This window comes from Delftia sp. UME58 (assembly GCF_014170385.1).
Lineage (GTDB): Bacteria > Pseudomonadota > Gammaproteobacteria > Burkholderiales > Burkholderiaceae_C > Comamonas > Comamonas acidovorans.
In genome coordinates, this window is the sequence record NZ_LZZV01000052.1 from 281008 (window position 1) to 299783 (window position 18776).

At 67.9% G+C, this 18776-nt stretch carries 20 protein-coding genes; 16 read left to right on the forward strand and 4 right to left on the reverse strand.

The genetic code is table 11. The features are described 5' to 3' along the window. Positions 1–33: 33 nt before the first annotated feature. Together A9976_RS14315 and A9976_RS14320 are read right to left on the reverse strand one after the other, a co-directional pair. Positions 34–1182: a porin gene (locus A9976_RS14315; protein ID WP_183019557.1), complete on the reverse strand. Its 1149-nt coding sequence runs from the start codon at positions 1180–1182 to the stop codon at positions 34–36. Between the two features lie 182 nt (positions 1183–1364). Next, positions 1365–2441, reverse strand: a complete 1077-nt coding sequence (locus tag A9976_RS14320; RefSeq protein ID WP_183019558.1) for a porin — start codon at positions 2439–2441, stop codon at positions 1365–1367. A 331-nt stretch (positions 2442–2772) separates the two neighbouring features. Here A9976_RS14320 and coq7 point away from each other — a divergent pair, with 331 nt between their 5' ends. Then, the gene (gene coq7, locus A9976_RS14325) at positions 2773–3390 is read left to right on the forward strand and encodes a 2-polyprenyl-3-methyl-6-methoxy-1,4-benzoquinone monooxygenase (protein ID WP_183019559.1); all 618 of its coding nucleotides are present in this window, start codon (positions 2773–2775) and stop codon (positions 3388–3390) included. Between the two features lie 109 nt (positions 3391–3499). Here coq7 and A9976_RS14330 read toward each other — a convergent pair whose 3' ends face one another. After that, a complete protein-coding gene (locus A9976_RS14330; RefSeq protein ID WP_183019560.1) occupies positions 3500–3952 on the reverse strand; it encodes an OsmC family protein in 453 nt (150 codons plus the stop codon). Positions 3953–4318: 366 nt separating this feature from the next. Between A9976_RS14330 and ilvA the strand changes: the two genes are divergently transcribed. From ilvA to A9976_RS14345, 3 genes are read left to right on the forward strand one after another with little or no spacing between them, the layout of a single operon-like run. Continuing rightward, a complete protein-coding gene (ilvA, locus tag A9976_RS14335) occupies positions 4319–5872 on the forward strand; it encodes a threonine ammonia-lyase, biosynthetic (protein ID WP_183019561.1) in 1554 nt (517 codons plus the stop codon). Positions 5873–5902: 30 nt separating this feature from the next. Further along, positions 5903–6715, forward strand: coding sequence for an adenosylcobinamide-GDP ribazoletransferase (locus A9976_RS14340; RefSeq protein ID WP_183019562.1), 813 nt, complete (start codon positions 5903–5905; stop codon positions 6713–6715). Beyond that, a complete protein-coding gene (locus tag A9976_RS14345; protein WP_183019563.1) occupies positions 6712–7311 on the forward strand; it encodes a histidine phosphatase family protein in 600 nt (199 codons plus the stop codon). The genes A9976_RS14340 and A9976_RS14345 overlap by 4 nt, the downstream gene beginning before the upstream one ends. A gap of 6 nt (positions 7312–7317) precedes the next feature. Here A9976_RS14345 and A9976_RS14350 read toward each other — a convergent pair whose 3' ends face one another. Continuing rightward, the gene (locus tag A9976_RS14350) at positions 7318–7791 is read right to left on the reverse strand and encodes a type II secretion system protein N (RefSeq protein WP_034397087.1); all 474 of its coding nucleotides are present in this window, start codon (positions 7789–7791) and stop codon (positions 7318–7320) included. A 22-nt stretch (positions 7792–7813) separates the two neighbouring features. Between A9976_RS14350 and gspG the strand changes: the two genes are divergently transcribed. From gspG to A9976_RS14410, 12 genes are all read left to right on the forward strand, one after another. Beyond that, positions 7814–8290, forward strand: a complete 477-nt coding sequence (gene gspG / locus A9976_RS14355) for a type II secretion system major pseudopilin GspG (protein WP_012207486.1) — start codon at positions 7814–7816, stop codon at positions 8288–8290. A gap of 82 nt (positions 8291–8372) precedes the next feature. Beyond that, positions 8373–8828, forward strand: a complete 456-nt coding sequence (locus A9976_RS14360; protein ID WP_183019564.1) for a GspH/FimT family pseudopilin — start codon at positions 8373–8375, stop codon at positions 8826–8828. Continuing rightward, positions 8825–9223 (forward strand): type II secretion system minor pseudopilin GspI, encoded by a 399-nt coding sequence (gene gspI / locus A9976_RS14365; RefSeq protein ID WP_183019565.1) that lies wholly within the window; start codon positions 8825–8827, stop codon positions 9221–9223. Before A9976_RS14360 ends, gspI begins: the two co-directional genes overlap by 4 nt. After that, positions 9224–9931 (forward strand): prepilin-type N-terminal cleavage/methylation domain-containing protein, encoded by a 708-nt coding sequence (locus A9976_RS14370; RefSeq protein ID WP_183019566.1) that lies wholly within the window; start codon positions 9224–9226, stop codon positions 9929–9931. It begins immediately after the preceding gene. Then, positions 9928–10905: a type II secretion system minor pseudopilin GspK gene (gene gspK, locus A9976_RS14375; RefSeq protein WP_183019567.1), complete on the forward strand. Its 978-nt coding sequence runs from the start codon at positions 9928–9930 to the stop codon at positions 10903–10905. The genes A9976_RS14370 and gspK overlap by 4 nt, the downstream gene beginning before the upstream one ends. Positions 10906–10949: 44 nt before the next feature. Beyond that, the gene (gene gspL, locus A9976_RS14380; RefSeq protein WP_183019568.1) at positions 10950–12194 is read left to right on the forward strand and encodes a type II secretion system protein GspL; all 1245 of its coding nucleotides are present in this window, start codon (positions 10950–10952) and stop codon (positions 12192–12194) included. Next, the gene (gene gspM / locus A9976_RS14385; RefSeq protein WP_183019569.1) at positions 12191–12745 is read left to right on the forward strand and encodes a type II secretion system protein GspM; all 555 of its coding nucleotides are present in this window, start codon (positions 12191–12193) and stop codon (positions 12743–12745) included. Before gspL ends, gspM begins: the two co-directional genes overlap by 4 nt. A 2-nt stretch (positions 12746–12747) precedes the next feature. Next, positions 12748–13551 (forward strand): type II secretion system protein N, encoded by an 804-nt coding sequence (gene gspN, locus A9976_RS14390; RefSeq protein ID WP_183019570.1) that lies wholly within the window; start codon positions 12748–12750, stop codon positions 13549–13551. A gap of 3 nt (positions 13552–13554) precedes the next feature. Further along, positions 13555–15924 carry a type II secretion system secretin GspD gene (gene gspD, locus A9976_RS14395; RefSeq protein WP_183019571.1) on the forward strand — a complete coding sequence of 790 codons (2370 nt, stop codon included), beginning with the start codon at positions 13555–13557 and terminating at the stop codon, positions 15922–15924. 13 nt (positions 15925–15937) lie between these two features. Continuing rightward, complete coding sequence (locus A9976_RS14400; protein ID WP_183019572.1) at positions 15938–17299, forward strand: GspE/PulE family protein; 1362 nt, start codon at positions 15938–15940, stop codon at positions 17297–17299. Between the two features lie 104 nt (positions 17300–17403). Continuing rightward, on the forward strand, positions 17404–17688 hold the full coding sequence (locus tag A9976_RS14405; RefSeq protein WP_223275171.1) for a hypothetical protein: 285 nt from the start codon (positions 17404–17406) through the stop codon (positions 17686–17688). An 85-nt stretch (positions 17689–17773) separates the two neighbouring features. Next, complete coding sequence (locus A9976_RS14410) at positions 17774–18775, forward strand: LLM class flavin-dependent oxidoreductase (protein ID WP_183019573.1); 1002 nt, start codon at positions 17774–17776, stop codon at positions 18773–18775. Position 18776 lies beyond the last annotated feature (1 nt).

An 18776-nucleotide genomic window follows, 5' to 3' on the forward strand; every position in this document is an offset into this window, starting at 1 on the left:
AAGGAGGCCATTCGTTGCGCGAACGCCGCGTGCTCAGAAGCGATGGCGCAGGCCGACGGTGAAGCCCGTGCGCTTGGTGGCGCCATTGGCGTCCAGCATCACGCCCGAGCCGCCGCTGGTCTTGGTGTGGTCCAGGGCCACATAGGCATCGGTACGCTTGGAGAAGGCGTAGTCGACCACCGCCACCAGGAAGTCTGCCTTGCCATTGAAATTACCCGTGCCCGAGCCCGACTGCTTGGCATGGTAGTAATGCGCGCCCACATTGATCTGGGGCGTGATCTGGTAGCCGAAGCCCATCTTGTACATCTGGCGCTTGTTGGCGTCGCCGGCCACGAAGCCGCCGTTGGACGAGCCCGTCCAGAAGGAATTGAGGATGGCCTGGTCGAATCCACCGCCTGCGGTTGCCGCCGGGTATGCGTCCTTGCGCTTGTTCAGGCCGTAGCCCAGGTTGACGTACCAGGGACCCACGCGGTAGGAGCCGCCCAGGGTATAGGCATCGACCTTGGTGCCGGCCGGCAGCGTGGTGCCCAGGTAGCCGGCGCCTGCGGAAATGCCGCTTTGGGAGTAGCGCAGATAGCCGCCGGCCGTCTTGATGGCGCCACCAGGGCTCACGGCGGCACCGACCTTGTCGAAGGTGTTGTTCTCGTCGAACGAATACTGCAGGGCGCCGCGCACGGGGCCGAACTCGGCCAGGTACTTGACCATGTTGCTGGCGCGCGCCCCCATGGACATGCCGATTTCAGGCTTGTAGGCCTCCATGTACGGCGAGTATGGGAAAGATGCATAGGTGGAGGTCACCAGGTCGAACAGCATGTTGTACTGGCGGCCCAGGGTGACCTGGCCAAAGCTCTTGCTGCGCAGGCCCACCCAGGATTGCTGGAAATAGCTGGCCGCGGCCTGCTCGCCGGTATCGGTGAGGAAACGGGCTTCCAGGTTGGCAATGGCTGCCAGACCGCCGCCCAGGTCCTCGGTGATGTTGATGCCCCAGCGGCTCTGCGACATGCCGCCGCCGATCATCTGGGTCTTGCCGCTCTTGGTCGGACCTTCATTGGTGGTGTGCCGCACACCGGCATCGACGATGCCGTACAACTGCACGCTGCTTTGCTGGGCGAATGCTGCCAAGGGTGCCGTTGCTGCCAACACCGCCAGTGCCACGCTCTTTTTCACGAATGAAGAATTCATTGTGTTGTCTCTCTCTTGTTAACGATTGGTTGGTGGAAATTTCATTCTAGAAACGCTTTTCCCGCCTCGTCACCGTTGGCACAAGCACAACACAGGTCTTTCCCTAGCACAAAACAAAAGAGCCAGTCCGAAGACTGGCTCTTTTTTGCTTCAAATGGCAACTGGCTTACGCCAGCCGTTCATTAGAAAGCGTGGCGGATGCCGACTTGCACGCCAGTCTGGCTTTCGCCAGGACGCACGGAGTAGGCAGTAGCGCCTTCGCTGTAGGAACCCAGACCCTTGGCGCCCAGACCCAGAGTGGAACCATCCTTGTTCTTCAGGAACGCCAGGTTGCCGTACAGAGCGGTGCGCTTGGACAGGTTGTGGACGTAGCCCAGAGTGATCTGGTGAGCCTTGGAGTCGATGTTCTTTTGGTCGTACAGAGCATACTGCAGCTTGACTTCGCCCACGCCGCCCACGGGAGCGGAAGCGCCCAGCATGTAGGAGTTGGTCTTGATGTCAGCGCCGACGTCACGCTTGAACTTGGTCTGCTGCAGCAGGCCGGTCAGCTTGGCAACGCCGAAGTTGTACGAAGCGCCCAGGGTCATTTCGTCACGGTCAGCAGCGATCAGGCCAACGGCAGTCTTTTGTTGTGCCAGGGCCAGGCTCACGCTCAGGGGGCCGTTGTCGTATGCAACATAGCCGCCGACGTAACGGCCAACGTTGTTAGCGGAACCAGCAGCACGCTTTTCGTCGAAAGCGTAGCCGATACCAGCGTTGAAGCCGCCGAAGTTGGGGGTGTAGTAAGACACCAGGTTGTTGGCGCGGATACCGTTGTCGTCGGAGTTCACACCGCCGGCCCAGTTACGGAAGCCCATGAACTGGCCGATACCGGTGGCGCTGAACAGGTCGTAGGAGGTCAGCTTCTGGAAGCTGGGCACTTGGTCGCGGCCCAGGCGCACTTCACCGAAGTTGCCCGACAGGCTCACGGTCGAACGACGCTTGAAGTCAAAGCCATTGCCATTGCCGGTATCGCCGAAGATTTCGCCTTCCAGCCAGAAGCCGGCCTTCAGACCACCACCCAGGTCTTCCGTGCCGCGCAGGCCCAGACGGCTGGTTGCGTTGCCGCTGGTGCCCAGACCGTAGCGGCTGTCGCCTGCTTGATCCTTGTTCACGTAGGCGATGCCGGTGTCCACGATACCGAACAGGGTCACGGAAGATTGAGCCATTGCGGCGCCGGAAGCAGCCAGCACTGCCAGGGCAATCAGAGATTTTTTCATTACGAGTTACTCCAAGGTTTAGAAGGGCGCCGGTCGTGAGGAAGAGAGGCTTGGCCTGATGCTCCACCGGTTTCCCGCGCCAACCTCCTGGTGGGGAAGTTAGGGCCTATTGCACCAGACCACCGCTGCCCATGCAAAGAAATTCACCCACAAACGGGCATTACCCCCCGTTTTTCGTTGCACTGCCGCAACAAACCTGCAGACCAACACAATCAGGCCCAACCCGAACATCGCGCCGGCCTTGTTGCGCTTGCACAAAGAGAGGGCATGGCGTCCTGGTGTACCGTTCAGACCCTGAATTTGCCAAGACTTTCCGCTCAAGGGACCGCCCATGGACAAGATACTGACTGCCGCCGATGCGGCGCTTCGCACCCTGTTTGCACAGCCTTCCGCCGCCGAGCGCTCGCCCGCCACCGGCATCGCGGAGGGTGAGCTGACCGAGGCACAGCGCCGCCTGTCGGGCGCCTTGATGCGCGTCAATCATGTCGGAGAGGTCTGCGCCCAGGCGCTGTACAACGCCCAGGCCATGGTGACGCGCGACATGGTGCTGCGCGAGCACCTGCTGGAGGCGGCGCGCGAGGAGACCGACCACCTGGCGTGGACCCGCGACCGGCTCAACGCCCTGGGCGACCGGCCCAGCCTGCTGAACCCGCTGTGGTTTGCCGGCGCCTTCGCCATCGGTGTGGTGGCCGCCAAGATCAGCGATGCGGCCAGCCTGGGTTTTGTGGTGGAGACGGAGGAGCAGGTGTCCGCCCATCTGGAAAGCCATCTGGACCTGTTGCCCGAGCAAGACCGCGCCTCGCTGGCCGTGGTGGCCCGCATGAAGGATGACGAGGAACGCCATGCCGCCGCAGCGCGCGAAGCCGGCGCCCTGGAATTGCCCCCCCCTGCCCGTGCCTTGATGCGCCTGGCGGCCAAGGTGATGACGACAACCGCCCACCGCATCTGAACCTTCAAGAACAATTGAAACGGCATTCCAGCGCAAAAAAGCGGGCCCTGCCCGCTTTCTTCATTTCAGGAGGGCCGCACCGAGGCGCAAGCCCGGCCATCGGCCGACATCAGGCCTCGACGATGTCGAATCCCGTGGTGATCTCGGCCGTCTTGCCCAGCATGATGGTGGCCGAGCAGTATTTGTCATGGCTCATGGCGATGGCACGCTCCACCGCGCCCATTGGCAGGCCCGTACCGCTGACGGTGAACTGCATGTGGATCCTGGTGAACACCTTGGGGTCCGCATCGGCGCGCTCCGAAGTGAGCTTGACGCTGCAGCCTTTGACGGCATGCCTGCCGCGCTTGAGGATCAGCACCACGTCGTAGGCCGTGCAGCCGCCTGCACCGGCCAGCAGCATCTCCATGGGGCGGGGTGCCTGGTTCTGCCCCCCGTTGGCGGGATTGGCCGCATCCGGCGCCCCATCCATATTGACCACATGGCCGCTGCCCGTTTCCGCCACGAAGCCCATGCCCGAGCGCATGCCGGTCGTGCCGCCTGTCCAACTCACTGTGCATTCCATTGTCGCGTCCTCAAAAAACTGTTGCTATTTTGCATCAACTACACAAAAACCCTGATTTTGTTGCAACGCAGCACTTGTCGTGCATACAATGCACCCAAGCGTTATCTGAAGGGTTAACCCGGACACTCCTCCAGATGGACTGCAGATTGTGAACCAACTTCGCTCTGTATCGCACCAGTTGTCTCCTCCACCTCCTCTATTGGTGGATTCAGCCCCCGGCTTTGCGGCCTGGGGCTTTTTTTTGGTTTCGTCGCTCCCGGCCCGTGCAGGAGGCTGCACTGCAGCATGATTCACAAGCGCCTATGATGGCCGCCTGACACCGACGGGCCGCCTCCCGGCCTGCTGCTCTCCAGCCTTTCGCCGACGATGAACCACCCCCTGACCCCTGCCGACTACCTGACCAAGATCCTTACCGCGCGCGTTTATGACGTGGCCGTGGAGTCGGACCTGGAGCCCGCCAAGGCGCTGAGCCGCCGCCTGCACAACAAGGTGCTGCTCAAGCGCGAGGACCAGCAGCCGGTATTCAGCTTCAAATTGCGCGGCGCCTATAACAAGATGGCGCACCTGTCGGCCGAGCAGCTGGAAAAGGGCGTGATCTGCGCCTCGGCCGGCAACCATGCGCAAGGCGTGGCCCTGGGTGCACGCAAGCTCGGCTGCCGTGCCGTGATCGTGATGCCGACCACCACGCCCCAGGTCAAGATCGATGCGGTGCAGGCACTGGGCGGCGAGGTGGAACTGGCCGGTGAAAGCTATTCCGACGCCTACAAGCACGCCGTCAGGCTGCAAAAGGAAAAGGGCCTGACCTTTGTGCACCCCTTCGACGATCCCTACGTGATCGCCGGCCAGGGCACGATTGCCATGGAAATGCTGAGCCAGCTGCAAAAGCTGGGCAGCCCGCGCCTGGACGCGGTCTTTGTCGCCATCGGCGGCGGCGGCCTGATCTCGGGCGTGGCCAACTACATCAAGGCCGTGCGCCCTGACGTGAAGGTGATCGGCGTACATACCAAGGATTCGGACGCCATGCTGCAGTCCGTGCGTGCCGGCCATCGCGTGGAGCTGGCCGACGTGGGCCTGTTCGCCGACGGCACGGCCGTCAAGCTGGTGGGCGAGGAAACCTTCCGCATCGCCCAGGGCCTGGTGGACGACTATGTGGTGGTCGATACCGACGCCGTCTGTGCCGCGATCAAGGACATCTTCGTGGACACGCGCTCCATCGTCGAGCCGTCCGGCGCCCTGGCCGTGGCGGCCATCAAGCAGTACGTTGCCAAGCACAAGACCAAGGGCGAGACCTATGCCGCCATCCTGTGCGGCGCCAACATGAACTTCGACCGGCTGCGCTTCGTGGCCGAGCGGGCCGAGGTGGGCGAGGAGCGCGAGGCCCTGTTCGCCGTGACCATCCCCGAGGAGCGCGGCAGCTTCAAGCGTTTTTGCGAAGCGGTGGGCAAGCTGCCCGGCGGCCCGCGCAACGTGACTGAATTCAACTACCGCATCAGCCACGAGAACAAGGCCCATGTCTTCGTGGGCCTGACCACGGCGGCACGCGGCGAGTCCGAGAAGATCGCCAGGAACTTCGAGAAGCAGGGCTTCGAGGCGCTGGACCTGACCTTCGACGACATGGCCAAGGAACATCTGCGCCACATGGTCGGCGGCCATTCGCCGCTGGCGCAGGAAGAGCGCCTGCTGCGCTTCGTCTTCCCCGAGCGCCCCGGTGCACTGTTCAAGTTCCTCAGCCTGATGGCGCCGACCTGGAACATCTCGCTGTTCCACTACCGCAACCAGGGCGCCGACTACGGCCGCATCCTGGTCGGCATGCAGGTGCCGGCCAAGGATGGCAAGAAATTCGACGCCTTCCTGAGCAATCTTGGCTACCCGTGGGTCGAGGAAACCGCCAACCCGGCCTACCAGCTTTTCCTCAAGTGACGGTCCTGGCTGGCCGGCACTGACACGCCCATGCAGCCGCTTCGCCACTTTGTCCTGGCCGTCCAGTTCTTCAGCCGCATCCCGGTCACGGGGCGGCTGGCCGCCTGGGCTGGCTGGAGCCCCCAGCTGCAGCACGCCAGCGTTGCCCATCTGCCCGGCGTCGGATGGCTGGTGGGCGCATGGGGTGCAGCGTGCCTGGCGGCAACGGGCTGGCTGCTGGCGCCCAGCCCCTGGATGCCACTGGTTGCCGCCGTTCTTTCCACCGTTGCCACGCTGTGGCTGACCGGCGGGCTGCACGAAGACGGATTGGCCGATGTGGCCGACGGCCTGGGCGGCCTTGTCCCGCCCGAGCGCGCGCTGGAAATCATGAAGGACTCGCGCCTGGGAGCCTACGGCGCCATGGCCCTGGTGATGGCGCTGCTGGCCAAGCTATCCCTGGTCGCGCTGCTGGTCGGCGCCCGCCTGCAATGGGCGGCCTTGCTGCTGTGCAGCATCCATGTGCTTTCGCGCATGGCGCCGCTGGCCCTGATGCAATGCCTTCCCTATGTGGGTCAGGCCGCCCACTCCAAGGCCTTGCACGCCGCAGGTCGGCCATTGGCTGCCAGGGGCCTGGTCGCGGCAACCCTCTGGTGCCTGCCCGCCCTGGCGCTGACAGGCTGGCTGGCGGGCCCGCCGCTCGTCATCGGCGTAGCCCTGCCCGGCGCCCTGGTCACGGCCGCCATGGTGCACTGGCTGCGCCGCCGGCTGGGCGGCATGACGGGTGATTGCCTGGGCGCCGCCCAGCAGGTCTGTGAACTGGCCATGCTGCTGGGCGCCGCCGCTGTGCTGATGCGCATGCAATGAACGCTTTGCCCATCCCGCGCCTTTGGCTGGTACGCCATGCCCGACCCTTGGTGGCGCCCGGCATCTGCTATGGCCGGCTCGACATGGAGGCCGACGCCCAGGCCACGGCCGATGCGGCGCAGGCCCTGCATCTCGCCCTGCCTGCGGATTGCCTGCTGGTGCATTCGCCGCTGCGTAGATGCCGTCAATTGGCACAGGCCCTGCAGGCACTGCGGCCCGGCCTGGCATCGACGGCGGACAGCCGCCTGCTGGAGATGGACTTCGGCGAGTGGGAAGGCCAGCCCTGGGATGCGCTGGACCGCAGTGCCATCGACGCCTGGGCGGCAGACCTTGCCGGGCACGCGCCGGGCCGGGGGGAGTCCCTGGCGGCCATGCTGCGCAGGGTGGATGAGGCCTTGCTGCAGGCGAGCAGGGGTTCGGAGGGCGAGGGCGAGGGCGCCGCACGCGACACCGTCTGGATTACCCATGCCGGCGTGGCGCGCTGCGTGCAATGGCTGATGCGCGAAGGCAATGCCCTGCCCCAGGCAGACCGATGGACGCTGCCCGCGCCTGACTTTGGCGGCTGGCTGGTGCTGGACCTGCCGTTGCCGCGCTGACCGGGATCAGCGCTTGTCGGGCAAGGGAATCTGCAGCGTGATGGAAGCCGGGCCATCGACCCTGGGACCCAGGCGCGCCTCGCGGCCCGACACCGACTGCAGCACCACGCCGTCTTCCACGGCGCGCCCCACGCGGAAGGGCTTGGCCGGCTGGTTGCCCACGGCGATGACCGCCGCGCCGCCGCCGCTGTCGCGCCCGGCCAGCACGCCGACCAGCGCATAGCGCGAGACCACAGGCGCTGCAGCGGGGGCGACGGCGCCCTGCGCGGCTGCCACCCCTCCCAGCGCCTGCGCCAGCGCAGGCGCATCGACCTGCAAGGGCTCGGCGGGCGCGGGTGGCACGGGCGCTCCCGCGCCGCCGTTGCCCAGGCGCATGGCCCAGAAAGCCACGACGCCGGCAGCCAACAGCCAGAGCACGAATGTGGCCGCCTTGACATGCCAGGTCCGGGCCTGGCCGCGGTTCAATGAAAGTGTCACCATCGCGCGATTATGATGGAGCGATATGTCCAATTTGCTGCACCGTTCCATGACCAGCCTTCCCCGCCGTCCGTTGCCTGCCCTGCGCACTGCCGTCCAGCGCGGCTTCACGCTGATCGAGCTGATGGTGGTCCTGGTCATCATCGGCGTGCTGGCGGCCCTGATCGTGCCCAATGTGCTGGACCGCGCCGACGATGCACGCGTCACGGCTGCACGCACCGACATCACCAACATCTCCCAGGCGCTCAAGCTCTATCGCCTGGACAACCAGCGCTATCCCACGGCGGAGCAGGGCCTGCAGGCCCTGATCGTCCGCCCCACGAGCGGACCGCTGCCCAACAACTGGAAGCCCTACCTGGAAAAGCTGCCCAACGATCCCTGGGGCCGTCCCTACCAGTACCTGAATCCGGGCATCAAGGGCCCCATCGACATCATGTCCTTTGGCGCCGACGGCCAGGCCGGCGGAGAGGGCAAGGATGCCGACATCGGCAGCTGGCAATAAGTCGATGGCCCGGGCGACGGCCCGCAGGGGCCGCGCCGCATCGCACCACAGGCCCGCGCTCCCGGCGGGCCTGCCTGCTCTCATGCCCCGCCAGACCGCTCCCTCCTCCCTGCCCTCTCCTTCGCGCGGCTTCACCCTGCTGGAGTTGATGGTCGTCATCAGCATCATGGCGATTGCCGCCGCAGGCGTGAGCCTGTCGCTGCGCGACAGCGGACAGGCACAGCTGGAACGCGAGGCCGAACGCCTGGCCGCGCTGCTGGAGTCTGCCCGCGCCCAGGCCCGTGCCAACGGCGTGCCCGTGCGCTGGCGGCCCATGCCGCAGGGCTTTCGCTTCGAGGGCCTGCCGGCCAGCGCGCAATTGCCCTCACAGTGGCTGCAGCCCGGTGTGCAGGCACAGCCGGCCACGCCGCTGGTACTGGGCCCCGAGCCGCTGATTCCGCCCCAGTCCGTCACGCTCACGCTGCGCGACTCCACCAGCCCCCCGCTGCGCGTGGCCACGGATGGACTGCGGCCCTTTGCCGTGCAGTCCCTGCCATGACAGCCATTCACGGACCGCGTCGAAGACACGGTGCCCCCAGGCGCCCGGCACGCGGCTTCACGCTGATCGAGGTGCTGGTGGCCCTGGGCATCGTGGGCATTGCGCTCATGGCCGGTCTGCAGGCCACATCGGCCCTGACACTCAACGCCGAGCGCCAGTCCGAGGTGCTGCTGGCCCAGCTGTGCGCGCAAAACGAGCTGGTGCGCATGCGCCTGTCGCGCCAGATGCCACCCGTGGGCGACAACAGCGTGCCCTGCGAGCAGGGCGGCCGGCAACTGCAGGTCCGGCTCAGCGTGCGGCCCACGCCCAATCCCAGCTTCCGCCGCGTCGATGCCCTGGTGGTCACGGCAGAGCATCCCGTGCTGCGCGTATCCACCATCGTGGGACGCTTCTGAATGCGCTTGCATCACCCCTCCCGCACGCACGGCTTCACCCTGGTGGAGCTGATGGTGGCCATCGCCGTCATGGCCCTGCTGGCCCTGGTGAGCTGGCGCGGGCTGGACAGCATGGTGCGCTCGCAGGAGACCATTCGTGCCCGCAACGAGCAGCAGATGGTGCTGCAGACCGTCATCGCCCAATGGAATGCCGACCTCGAAGCGCTGATGCCGCTTGAAAACACGCAGGTCATCGACTGGGACGGCCAGGTGCTGCGCATGACCCGCAAAAGCAGCGCCGTCGTGGACGACGGCGCCGTGGTCGTCGCCTGGGCGCGCCGCCAGACGGCCGGGCGCGACCAGTGGCTGCGCTGGCAGTCGCCGCCGCTGCGCACGCGCGCGCAGTGGCGCGATGCCTGGAACCAGGGATCGCAATGGGGGCGCAACCCCTCGGACGACCAGCGCCGGCGCGAAACCGTGCTGATGCCCCTGGACCAATGGCGCCTGTACTACTACCGCGACAACGCCTGGAGCAATCCGCAGTCCAGCGGCTCGGACAACGGCACGGGCACGGTCAACCCGCCGTCCGGCGGCACCAACAGCAGCGCGCAGCTGCCCACGATTCCCGACGGCATCCGCGTCGAACTGACCCTGCCGCCCGACAGCGCCATCCCTGGCCGCGTCACCATGGACTGGGTCAACCCCTTGCGCTCCAACAGCCGATCATGATCCGCGCATCCCGCCCCCTGCCCGGCCGCCGCAGCCACCGTGGCGTGGCCCTGCTGGCCGCCATGCTCACCGTCACGCTGGTCGCCACGTTTGCCGCCACCGCGCTGTGGCAGCAGTGGCGCAGCGTGGAGGTCGAGACCGCCGAGCGCAACCGCATGCAGGCCGCCTGGATCCTGCTGGGCGCGCTGGACTGGTCGCGCGTGGTGCTGGCCGAGGATGCACGCACCAGCCTGCAGGTGGACCATCTGGCCGAACCCTGGGCCGTGCCGCTGCAGGAGGCGCGCCTGTCCACCTTTCTGGCGGCGCAGAACAACGTCAGCCAGGTCGATGACGGCATGGCCGACATGCAGGACGCCTTTCTCTCGGGCCAGATCATCGACCTGCAGTCGCGCCTGAACCTGCGCAACCTGCTGGGCGCGCCCGACAGGCCCGAAACCCTGCGCCCGCTGTCCCGTCTGCTGGAGCACCTGAACCTGCCCCCTGCCTATGCCACGCAGATCGTCCAGGCCCTGCGCGCGGCCGCCACCCCTGGCGAGGGCTCGCAGTTCCTGATGCCACGCACGCTGGGCCAGTTCGGCTGGCTGGGCCTGCCGCCCGAGGTCGTCGCGCGCCTGGAACCCTATATCACCCTGCTGCCAGAGAACACGCCCGTCAACCTCAACACCGCCAGCGCCGAAGTCATCTGGGCCAGCGTGGAGGACCTGACCTGGTCCCAGGCCAGCCAACTGGTGCAGCTGCGCGCATCGCGCCCGCTGCGCAGCCTGGCCGATGCCTCCAACGCGCTGGGCCTGCCGCAGAAATTCGAAGGACAGAACCTGTCGGTGGCCACCAGCTTCTTCGAGGCGCGTGGCCGCATGCGCCTGGGCGAGATCATGGCCAGCGAACGCTCCATGTTGCGTCGCAGCAACATGACAGTCACTACCATCTGGCGTGAGAGGGGGGACTGGGGATTGCCCGAAGCTCCCGCGCCATGACAGATGGCTGTCACACTCGCCCCCTACAATGCCCGCTTCCGCCCATGAGCACCTTGATTCTTCATCTGCCTGCGGGCCCCGCTGGCGAATACGCCTACGCACTCAGCAGTGACGGCCTGCGCGCCGACCGGCATGGCCACGCCGCCGCAGGCCTGCTGCCCGATCCTGGCCGCACTGGCCAGACGGTTGCCGTGGTGCCGCACCAGGCCTTGTCCTGGCATCTGGTCAGCCTCCCCCATGGCGTGCCTACGGGAAGCCGGCGTGGACATGTGCGCCTGCGCGCCGTGCTCGACGGGCTTCTGGAAGAGCGCCTGCTCGACGAGCCCTCCCAACTGCACCTGGCCCTGCAGCCACAGGCACGCGCAGGCGAGCCCTGCTGGGTTGCCGCCTGCAACAAGGCCTGGCTCCATGCCCACCTGCAGGCCCTGGAATCCGCAGGGCGGCCCGTGGGCCGCATCGTGCCGGAATGTCCGCCCCAGGCCACACCCCAGCTCTGGGCCGTGGGCTCGCCCGAATCGGCCTGGCTGCTGGCCACCGGCCTGAGCACCGCCCCGCAGGGCCTGGACTCGCTGGCCTGCCTGCCGCTGCGCAGCGACAGTGCCGACCCCGCCCTCCTGGCCGCACTGCTGCAGGCCGTGCCCCCCGACACCCCGGTCCAGGCCGACCCGGCGCTGGCCCGCGCCGCCGAGGCCCTGCAGCGCCCCGTCAGCCTGCTGACGGACGCCCAGCGCGGCCTGGCAGCCCGCGCCCAGGCCTGGGACCTGGCACAGTTCGACCTCGACCTGGGCGGCGGCAGCCGCACCCGTCGGCGCATGCTCGACGGCTGGCAGAGCTTTCTGCGCGCGCCGCAATGGAAAGCAGCGCGCTGGGGCGCCGTACTCGCCCTGCTGGCCCAGGTGGCCGGCCTCAATGCCTGGGCCTGGACCGAGAACCGCGCCATCGCGGCCAAGCAGGTCCAGGTGCGCTCCACGCTGGCCACCAGCTTCCCCCGCGTGCCCGTCATCGTTGACGCGCCCGTTCAAATGCAGCGCGAAGTCGCCATGCTGCGCCAGACCGCCGGCGCGCTGACGCAGGGCGACCTGGAGCCCATGCTGGCCGCCGCATCCCGGGCCCTGCCCGCTGGCCAGTTGCCCCAGGCCATGGACTACCAGGACCGGCAGCTGCGCCTCAAGGGCGTCTCGCTGGAGGCCGAGGCACTGGAGCAGGCACAACAACATCTGGCTGGCAGCGGCCTGCGACTGCAGCGCGACGGCGCCGACCTGCTGCTTGCCCCGGAGGCCCGGCCATGAACATGCGCACATCCCGCCAAAGCCTGGCAACACTGCGCGCGCGCTGGAATGCCCTGGCGCCGCGTGAACAGAACATGACGCTGCTGGCCGGTGGCGTGGTGGCCCTGGCCCTGCTGTGGTGGGTAGCCCTGGCCCCCGCGCTGCACAGCCTGCGCACCGCGCCCGAACGCCACGCCCAGGCCGACCGCCAGTTGCGCCAGATGCAGCTGCTGCAGGCCGAGGCCGAACAGCTGCGCGGCAACGCACGCCCCGTGGTCGGCGATGCCAAGGCGTTGCTGCAAAGCTCGCTGTCCGCCGAACTGGGCGCCTCCGCCCAGTTGAACTGGATGGGCGACCGCGCACAGATCACGCTCAAGGCCGCACCCGCCGCCGCGCTGGCGCGCTGGCTGGCCCAGGTCCGCAGCAACACCCATGCCGTTCCGGCCGAGATGAAGCTGGCCCGCAGCGCATCCCCCAGCGCTGCCTCCGGCGCCGCAGGCGCTGCCGATGCCGTGCGCTGGGATGGCAGCCTGGTGCTGGACCTGCCCGCCGATCCGTCGCGGGCGCCTTGAGCATGCAACGCAAGTCCCGCTCCCAGCCGTCCCTGCGCGCACCGCGCGGCTGGGCGCTGGCCGGCGCCCTGTGCGGCCTGGTGGCCACCACCGTCGTCTGGGCACCCGCCGCCTGGCTGGCGCGCGGCGTGGATTCGGCCACGCAGGGCCAGGTGCTGCTGCAGCAGCCGCGCGGCACGCTGTGGAACGGCTCGGCGTCCCTGGTCTTCACCGGAGGCGCGGGCAGCCGCGACCGTGCGGCCCTGCCCACACGGCTGGAATGGACGCTGCGCCCCCGCCTGGACGGCGCCCGCATACAACTGCGCAGCGAATGCTGCACACCCGCGCCCGTGGTGCTGGACCTGCTGCCCCGCTGGCAGGGCCTGAGCGCCGTGGTGCATGACAGCGACACGCGCTGGCCCGCCTCGCTGCTGTCCGGTCTGGGCACGCCCTGGAACACGGTGGACCTGCAAGGCCAGCTGCGGCTGGCCACTCAGGCCCTGCAGCTGCAACTGCTGTGGCAATCGGGCCGCTGGCGCAGCGAGGGCAGCACGCGCCTGGAGGCGCTGGCCGTATCCTCCCGACTGTCACCGCTGCGCCCGCTGGGCAGCTACCGGCTGGACGTTCTCGGGGGCGACAGTCCGCAACTGCAGCTCAGTACCCTGACCGGCGACCTGCGCCTGAGCGGCCAGGGCCAATGGGTGGGCCAGCGGCTGCATTTCCAGGGCGAGGCCTCGGCCAGCCCGGAGCGCGAAACCGCGCTGTCCAACCTGCTCAACATTCTGGGACGGCGCCAGGGGCCCCGGTCCATCATTTCCTTTGGTTGATCCATGACTCAGCAGCACACGACCCCGTTCTGGCGCAACACCCTGCACACGCTGGCCGTCAGCGCCATGCTGGCCTGCACCGCTGGCACCGCCCAGGCCCAGCAGACCAATGCACCGGCCGGCGCCACGCCCAGCCTGCGCCCCGGCGAGCCTGTGACACTGAATTTCTCGGGCGCCGACATCGAGGCCGTCTCGCGCGCCATCGGCGCCATCACCAACCGCAACGTGGTGGTCGATCCGCGCGTCAAGGGCCAGATCACGCTGCTGACCGACAGGCCCGTGCCGCCTGCCACCGCCTACCAGCAGTTCCTGGCCGCGCTGCGCCTGCAGGGCTTCACCATTGTCGAATCGGCCGGCCTGTACAAGGTCATCCCCGAAGCCGACGCCAAGCTGCAGGCCAGCGAAGTGGCCGTGGGCGCGAGCCGCAGCAGTGCCGGCAGCCAGATCGTCACCCAGATCTTCAAGCTCAACTACGAGAACGCGGCCAACCTGGTTCCGGTGCTGCGCCCGCTGATCAGCCCCAACAACACCATCAACGTCAACCCGGGCAACAACTCGCTGGTCATCACCGACTACGCCGACAACCTGCAGCGCATCTCGCGCATCGTGGCGACCATGGATGTGTCCAACGCCACCGATGTCGAAATCATCCCGCTGCGCCATGCCGTGGCCACGGACATGGTGGCCCTGGTCTCGCGCCTGATCGAAGGCGGCACGGCCAGCCCCGGCGGCCTCGCCGTGGCTGCCGGCGGCGCCAATATTCCGGGCCAGAGCGACAATGCCTTCAAGACCTCGCTGATGGCCGAGCCGCGCAGCAACTCCATCGTGCTGCGCGCGGCCAACCCCGCACGCCTGGCCCAGGTGCGCTCGCTGATCGCGCGGCTGGACCAGCCTGCCATGAACGGCGGCGGCGACCAGGGCAACATCCACGTGGTCTACCTCAAGAACGCCGACGCCGTGGCGCTGGCCACCACCTTGCGCGCGGCCATCGGCGCCCAGGCCACGGCCGCCGGCACCGCCGGCCAGCCCGGCGCGGGCGGCGCAATGGCGCAGGGCAGCGGCGGCATGTCGTCCACCCCCACCTCGCAGCCCGTGGTCTCGCGTGACTCCAGCGGCACGGCCTCCATGGGAATGGGTTCTTCCTCGGGCCTGGGCAGCAGTGGCGGCGGGGGAGCCCTGGGCGTGGCCCAGCAGCCCTCCACGGGCGGCATGATCCAGGCCGACCCCTCGACCAACTCGCTGATCATCACGGCCCCGCCGCCGGTCTACCGCCAGCTGCGCGCCGTGATCGACAAGCTCGACGGCCGCCGCGCCCAGGTGCTGATCGAAAGCCTGATCGTCGAAATCAAGGACAACCGCCTGGCCCAGTTCGGCATCCAGTGGCAGGCCATGCTCAGCAACAACGGCCGCGTGATCGGCACCCTGGGCACGAACTCCAATGTGGCGGGCGCCAACATCCTGAACCTGCTTGGCCTGGTCAAGGAGGGAGGCATCGACGGCAGCGCCATCACGGGCGACACATTGACCAGTCTGAGAGGCACCAACCTGGGCTTCACGCAGCGCGTCAACGGCAAGGACACGCTGGGCTTCCTGGCCAACTTCCTGCAAAACAGCGGCGACGCCAACATCCTGTCCACGCCCAACCTGATGACGCTGGACAACGAGGAGGCGCGCATCATCGTGGGCCAGAACGTGCCCATGGTCACGGGCTCCTACGCCAGCAATTCCACGGGCGGCACGGTCAACCCCTTCACCACGGTGGAGCGCAAGGACGTGGGCCTGATGCTGCGCGTGCGCCCGCAGATCAACGAGAACGGCACGGTGAAGCTGGCCGTGTTCCAGGAGGTCTCCTCGGTGGACGAGTCCACGCGCAAGGACAGCAACGGCCTGACCACCAACAAGCGCTCCATCGAATCCAACGTGCTGGTCGAGGACGGCAACATCGTCGTGCTCGGCGGCCTGATCGACGACAACTACTCCCAGGCCGAGGACCGCGTGCCTTTGCTGGGCGACATTCCCGTCGTGGGCAACCTGTTCCGCAACACCAACCGAAAGCGCAACAAGACCAATCTGATGGTCTTCCTGCGCCCCGTGGTGATGCGCGATGCGAGTGCGACCAACCAGGTCTCTTCCGAGCGCTACGAAGCCATTCGCGCGCAGCAGCAGAGCCTGCAGCCCGAGCCCAGCGCCCTGCTGCGCTCGGTCAATGCCGCACCCGTGCTGCCCACGCTGACGCCGCAGCACGATCCCGGCTCGTTCACCAACCCGGCCGCCATCGTCAACGTGCCGGGCGCCAGGCCGGAGCTGATCGACTTCACCCAGCCGCAGCCCGCAGCGCCCGCCCCCGTGCCGGCCGCCCCCGGCGCGCTCTGAGGCAGGAGGGCCCATGCGCTATCCCCTGCCCTATGCGTTCGCGCGCACCAGCCAGCTGCTGATCGAGGACGACGGCCACGAGCCCCTGCTCTGGCACGGCCCCTCGCCCGACTGGCAGGCCCTGTCCGAGGTCCAGCGCAAGCATGCGGTGCAGCGCTGGCAGATGCTGGACGCGGGCATGCTGGCCCACCGCATCAGCGCCGCCTACTCGCAGGGCGAGTCCAGCGCCGCCCTGGTGGTCAGCGAGGTCGAGTCCGACGCCGACCTCTCGCGCATGATGCAGGAGCTGCCCGCCGTCGAGGACTTGCTGGAGACTGCAGACGATGCGCCCATCATCCGCATGCTCAACGCCCTGCTCACGCAGGCCGCGCGCGACGGCGCCAGCGACATCCACATCGAGCCCTACGAGCGCCACTCCAGCGTACGCTTTCGCGTGGACGGCGACCTGCGCGAGGTCGTGCAGCCCAACCGGGCCCTGCACGCGGCGCTGATCTCGCGCCTGAAGATCATGGCCGACCTGGACATCGCCGAAAAGCGCCTGCCCCAGGACGGCCGCATCAGCCTGCGCCTGGGCACGCGCGCCATCGACGTGCGCGTCTCCACCCTGCCCAGCGCCCACGGCGAGCGCGCCGTGCTGCGCCTGCTGGACAAGAGCGAGAGCAAGCTCAGCCTGGAGGCCGTGGGCATGCAGGGCGAGACGCTGAGGCGGTTCACCCACATGACGGCCCAGCCCCACGGCATCGTGCTGGTCACCGGCCCCACGGGCTCGGGCAAGACCACCACGCTGTACGCGGCGCTGTCGCGCATGGACGCCAGCCGCAGCAACATCATGACGGTGGAGGATCCCATCGAGTACGAGCTGGCCGGCGTGGGACAGACCCAGGTCAACGCCAAGATCGAGTTGACCTTCGCCAAGGCCCTGCGCGCCATCCTGCGCCAGGACCCGGACGTGATCATGATCGGTGAAATCCGCGACTTCGAGACCGCGCAGATCGCCATCCAGGCTTCGCTGACGGGCCACCTGGTGCTGGCCACGCTGCACACCAACGACGCCTCCAGCGCCGTTACCCGCCTGATCGACATGGGCGTGGAGCCGTTCCTGCTGTCCTCCTCCCTGCTGGGCGTGCTGGCACAGCGCCTGGTGCGCAAGATCGACACCACCGAGCCCAGCGGCTACCGGGGGCGTACCGGCATCTTCGAGATGCTGGTGGTGGACGACACCATCCGCGCGCAGATCCACCGCCAGGCCAGCGAGGCCGAGATCCGCGACACCGCGCTGGCCTCGGGCATGCGCCTGATGCGCGACGATGGCGAGCGACTGGTGCGCGAGGGCATCACTACGCCCGAGGAAGTGCTGCGCGTCACGCGCGACTAGGCCCAGGGACACACATCCGGCCCCCCCCGGACAGACGCCCGGGACAGACGCCAACGCCAGACCCTGCGCAGCACGGGGCATCCCCGTTTGCCACAATGGTCGGCATGTTGGAATCCCTACGCGCCTGGAGCGCTCCCTATGGCGGCGACCTGTTCCTGTGGGTCGCCACGCTGAGCCTGATCAGCTACATCGCCCTGTGGTGGTTCAAGTCCCGGCTGTCCACCAGCCAGCTGCGCCGCGTCATCCGCCTGTCGGCGCTGGTGGCGCTGCCGCTGTCCTGGCTGGCCATCCAGCAGGGCGAGAACCATCTGGCTGCAGCCATCCTCCCCCTGGTCTGGTGCGTGGTGCTGGGCATCACCTGCGCGCGGGAAATGTCCAGAAGAAACTGAGTGCGCGAACGCACACCAGGAATGCCCTGGCGCGGCAAGGCCCGCGCCGCCCCCACCCACCGTGAACTGGAAGTTGGAACCTGCCATGACATCATTCAATGAAGTCCGTCTGTCCATGCTCGACCTCGTGGCCGTGCGCGAAGGCGGCACCGTCGCCGAGGCCCTGGACATTGCGCTGGCCACGGCCCGCAAGGCCGAGGAACTGGGATTCGAGCGCTACTGGCTGGCCGAGCACCACAACATGCCCGGCATCGCCAGCTCGGCCACGGCCGTGCTGATCGGCCACATCGCAGGCGGTACCTCGAAGATCCGCGTGGGCTCGGGCGGCATCATGCTGCCCAACCATGCCCCACTGGTGGTGGCCGAAGCCTTCGGCACGCTGGCCGAGCTGTACCCGGGCCGCATCGACCTGGGCCTGGGCCGCGCGCCCGGCACCGATGGCGCCACCATGCGCGCCCTGCGCCGTGACCGGGTCGAGACCGAGGAAGACTTCCCGCGCGACGTGATGGAGCTGCAGCGCCTGCTGGGTCCGGCCACGCCCGATCAAAAGCTGGTGGCCACGCCGGGCGCAGGCACCAATGTGCCGATCTGGCTGCTGGGCTCCAGCCTGTTCTCGGCCCAGCTGGCCGCCCACCTGGGTCTGCCCTACGCCTTTGCCTCGCACTTCGCGCCGCGCATGCTCTACCAGGCCGTGCAGTTGTACCGCAGCCTGTTCAAGCCGTCGGCCCAACTGGCCAAACCCTATGTGATCGTCGGCGCCCCCGTGATCGCGGCGCCCACCGATGACGAGGCCGAGTACCTGGCCAGCAGCACCTACCAGCGCGTGCTGGGCATCATCACGGGCCGGCGCGGACTGCTGCCGCGCCCCATCGAGAACTATGCGGCCCAGCTCGGCGAGCAGGAGCGCCGCGCCATCGGCGACTTCCTGGCCGTGGCCTCCATCGGCGGCCCGGACAAGGTGCGCTCGCGCCTGCAAAAGCTGCAGGCCGACACCGAGGCGGACGAGCTGATCCTGGTCAGCGACGTGTATGACCGCGATCTGCGCCTGCGCTCGTTGGAGATCACGGCCCAGGCCCTGGGCCGCTGAA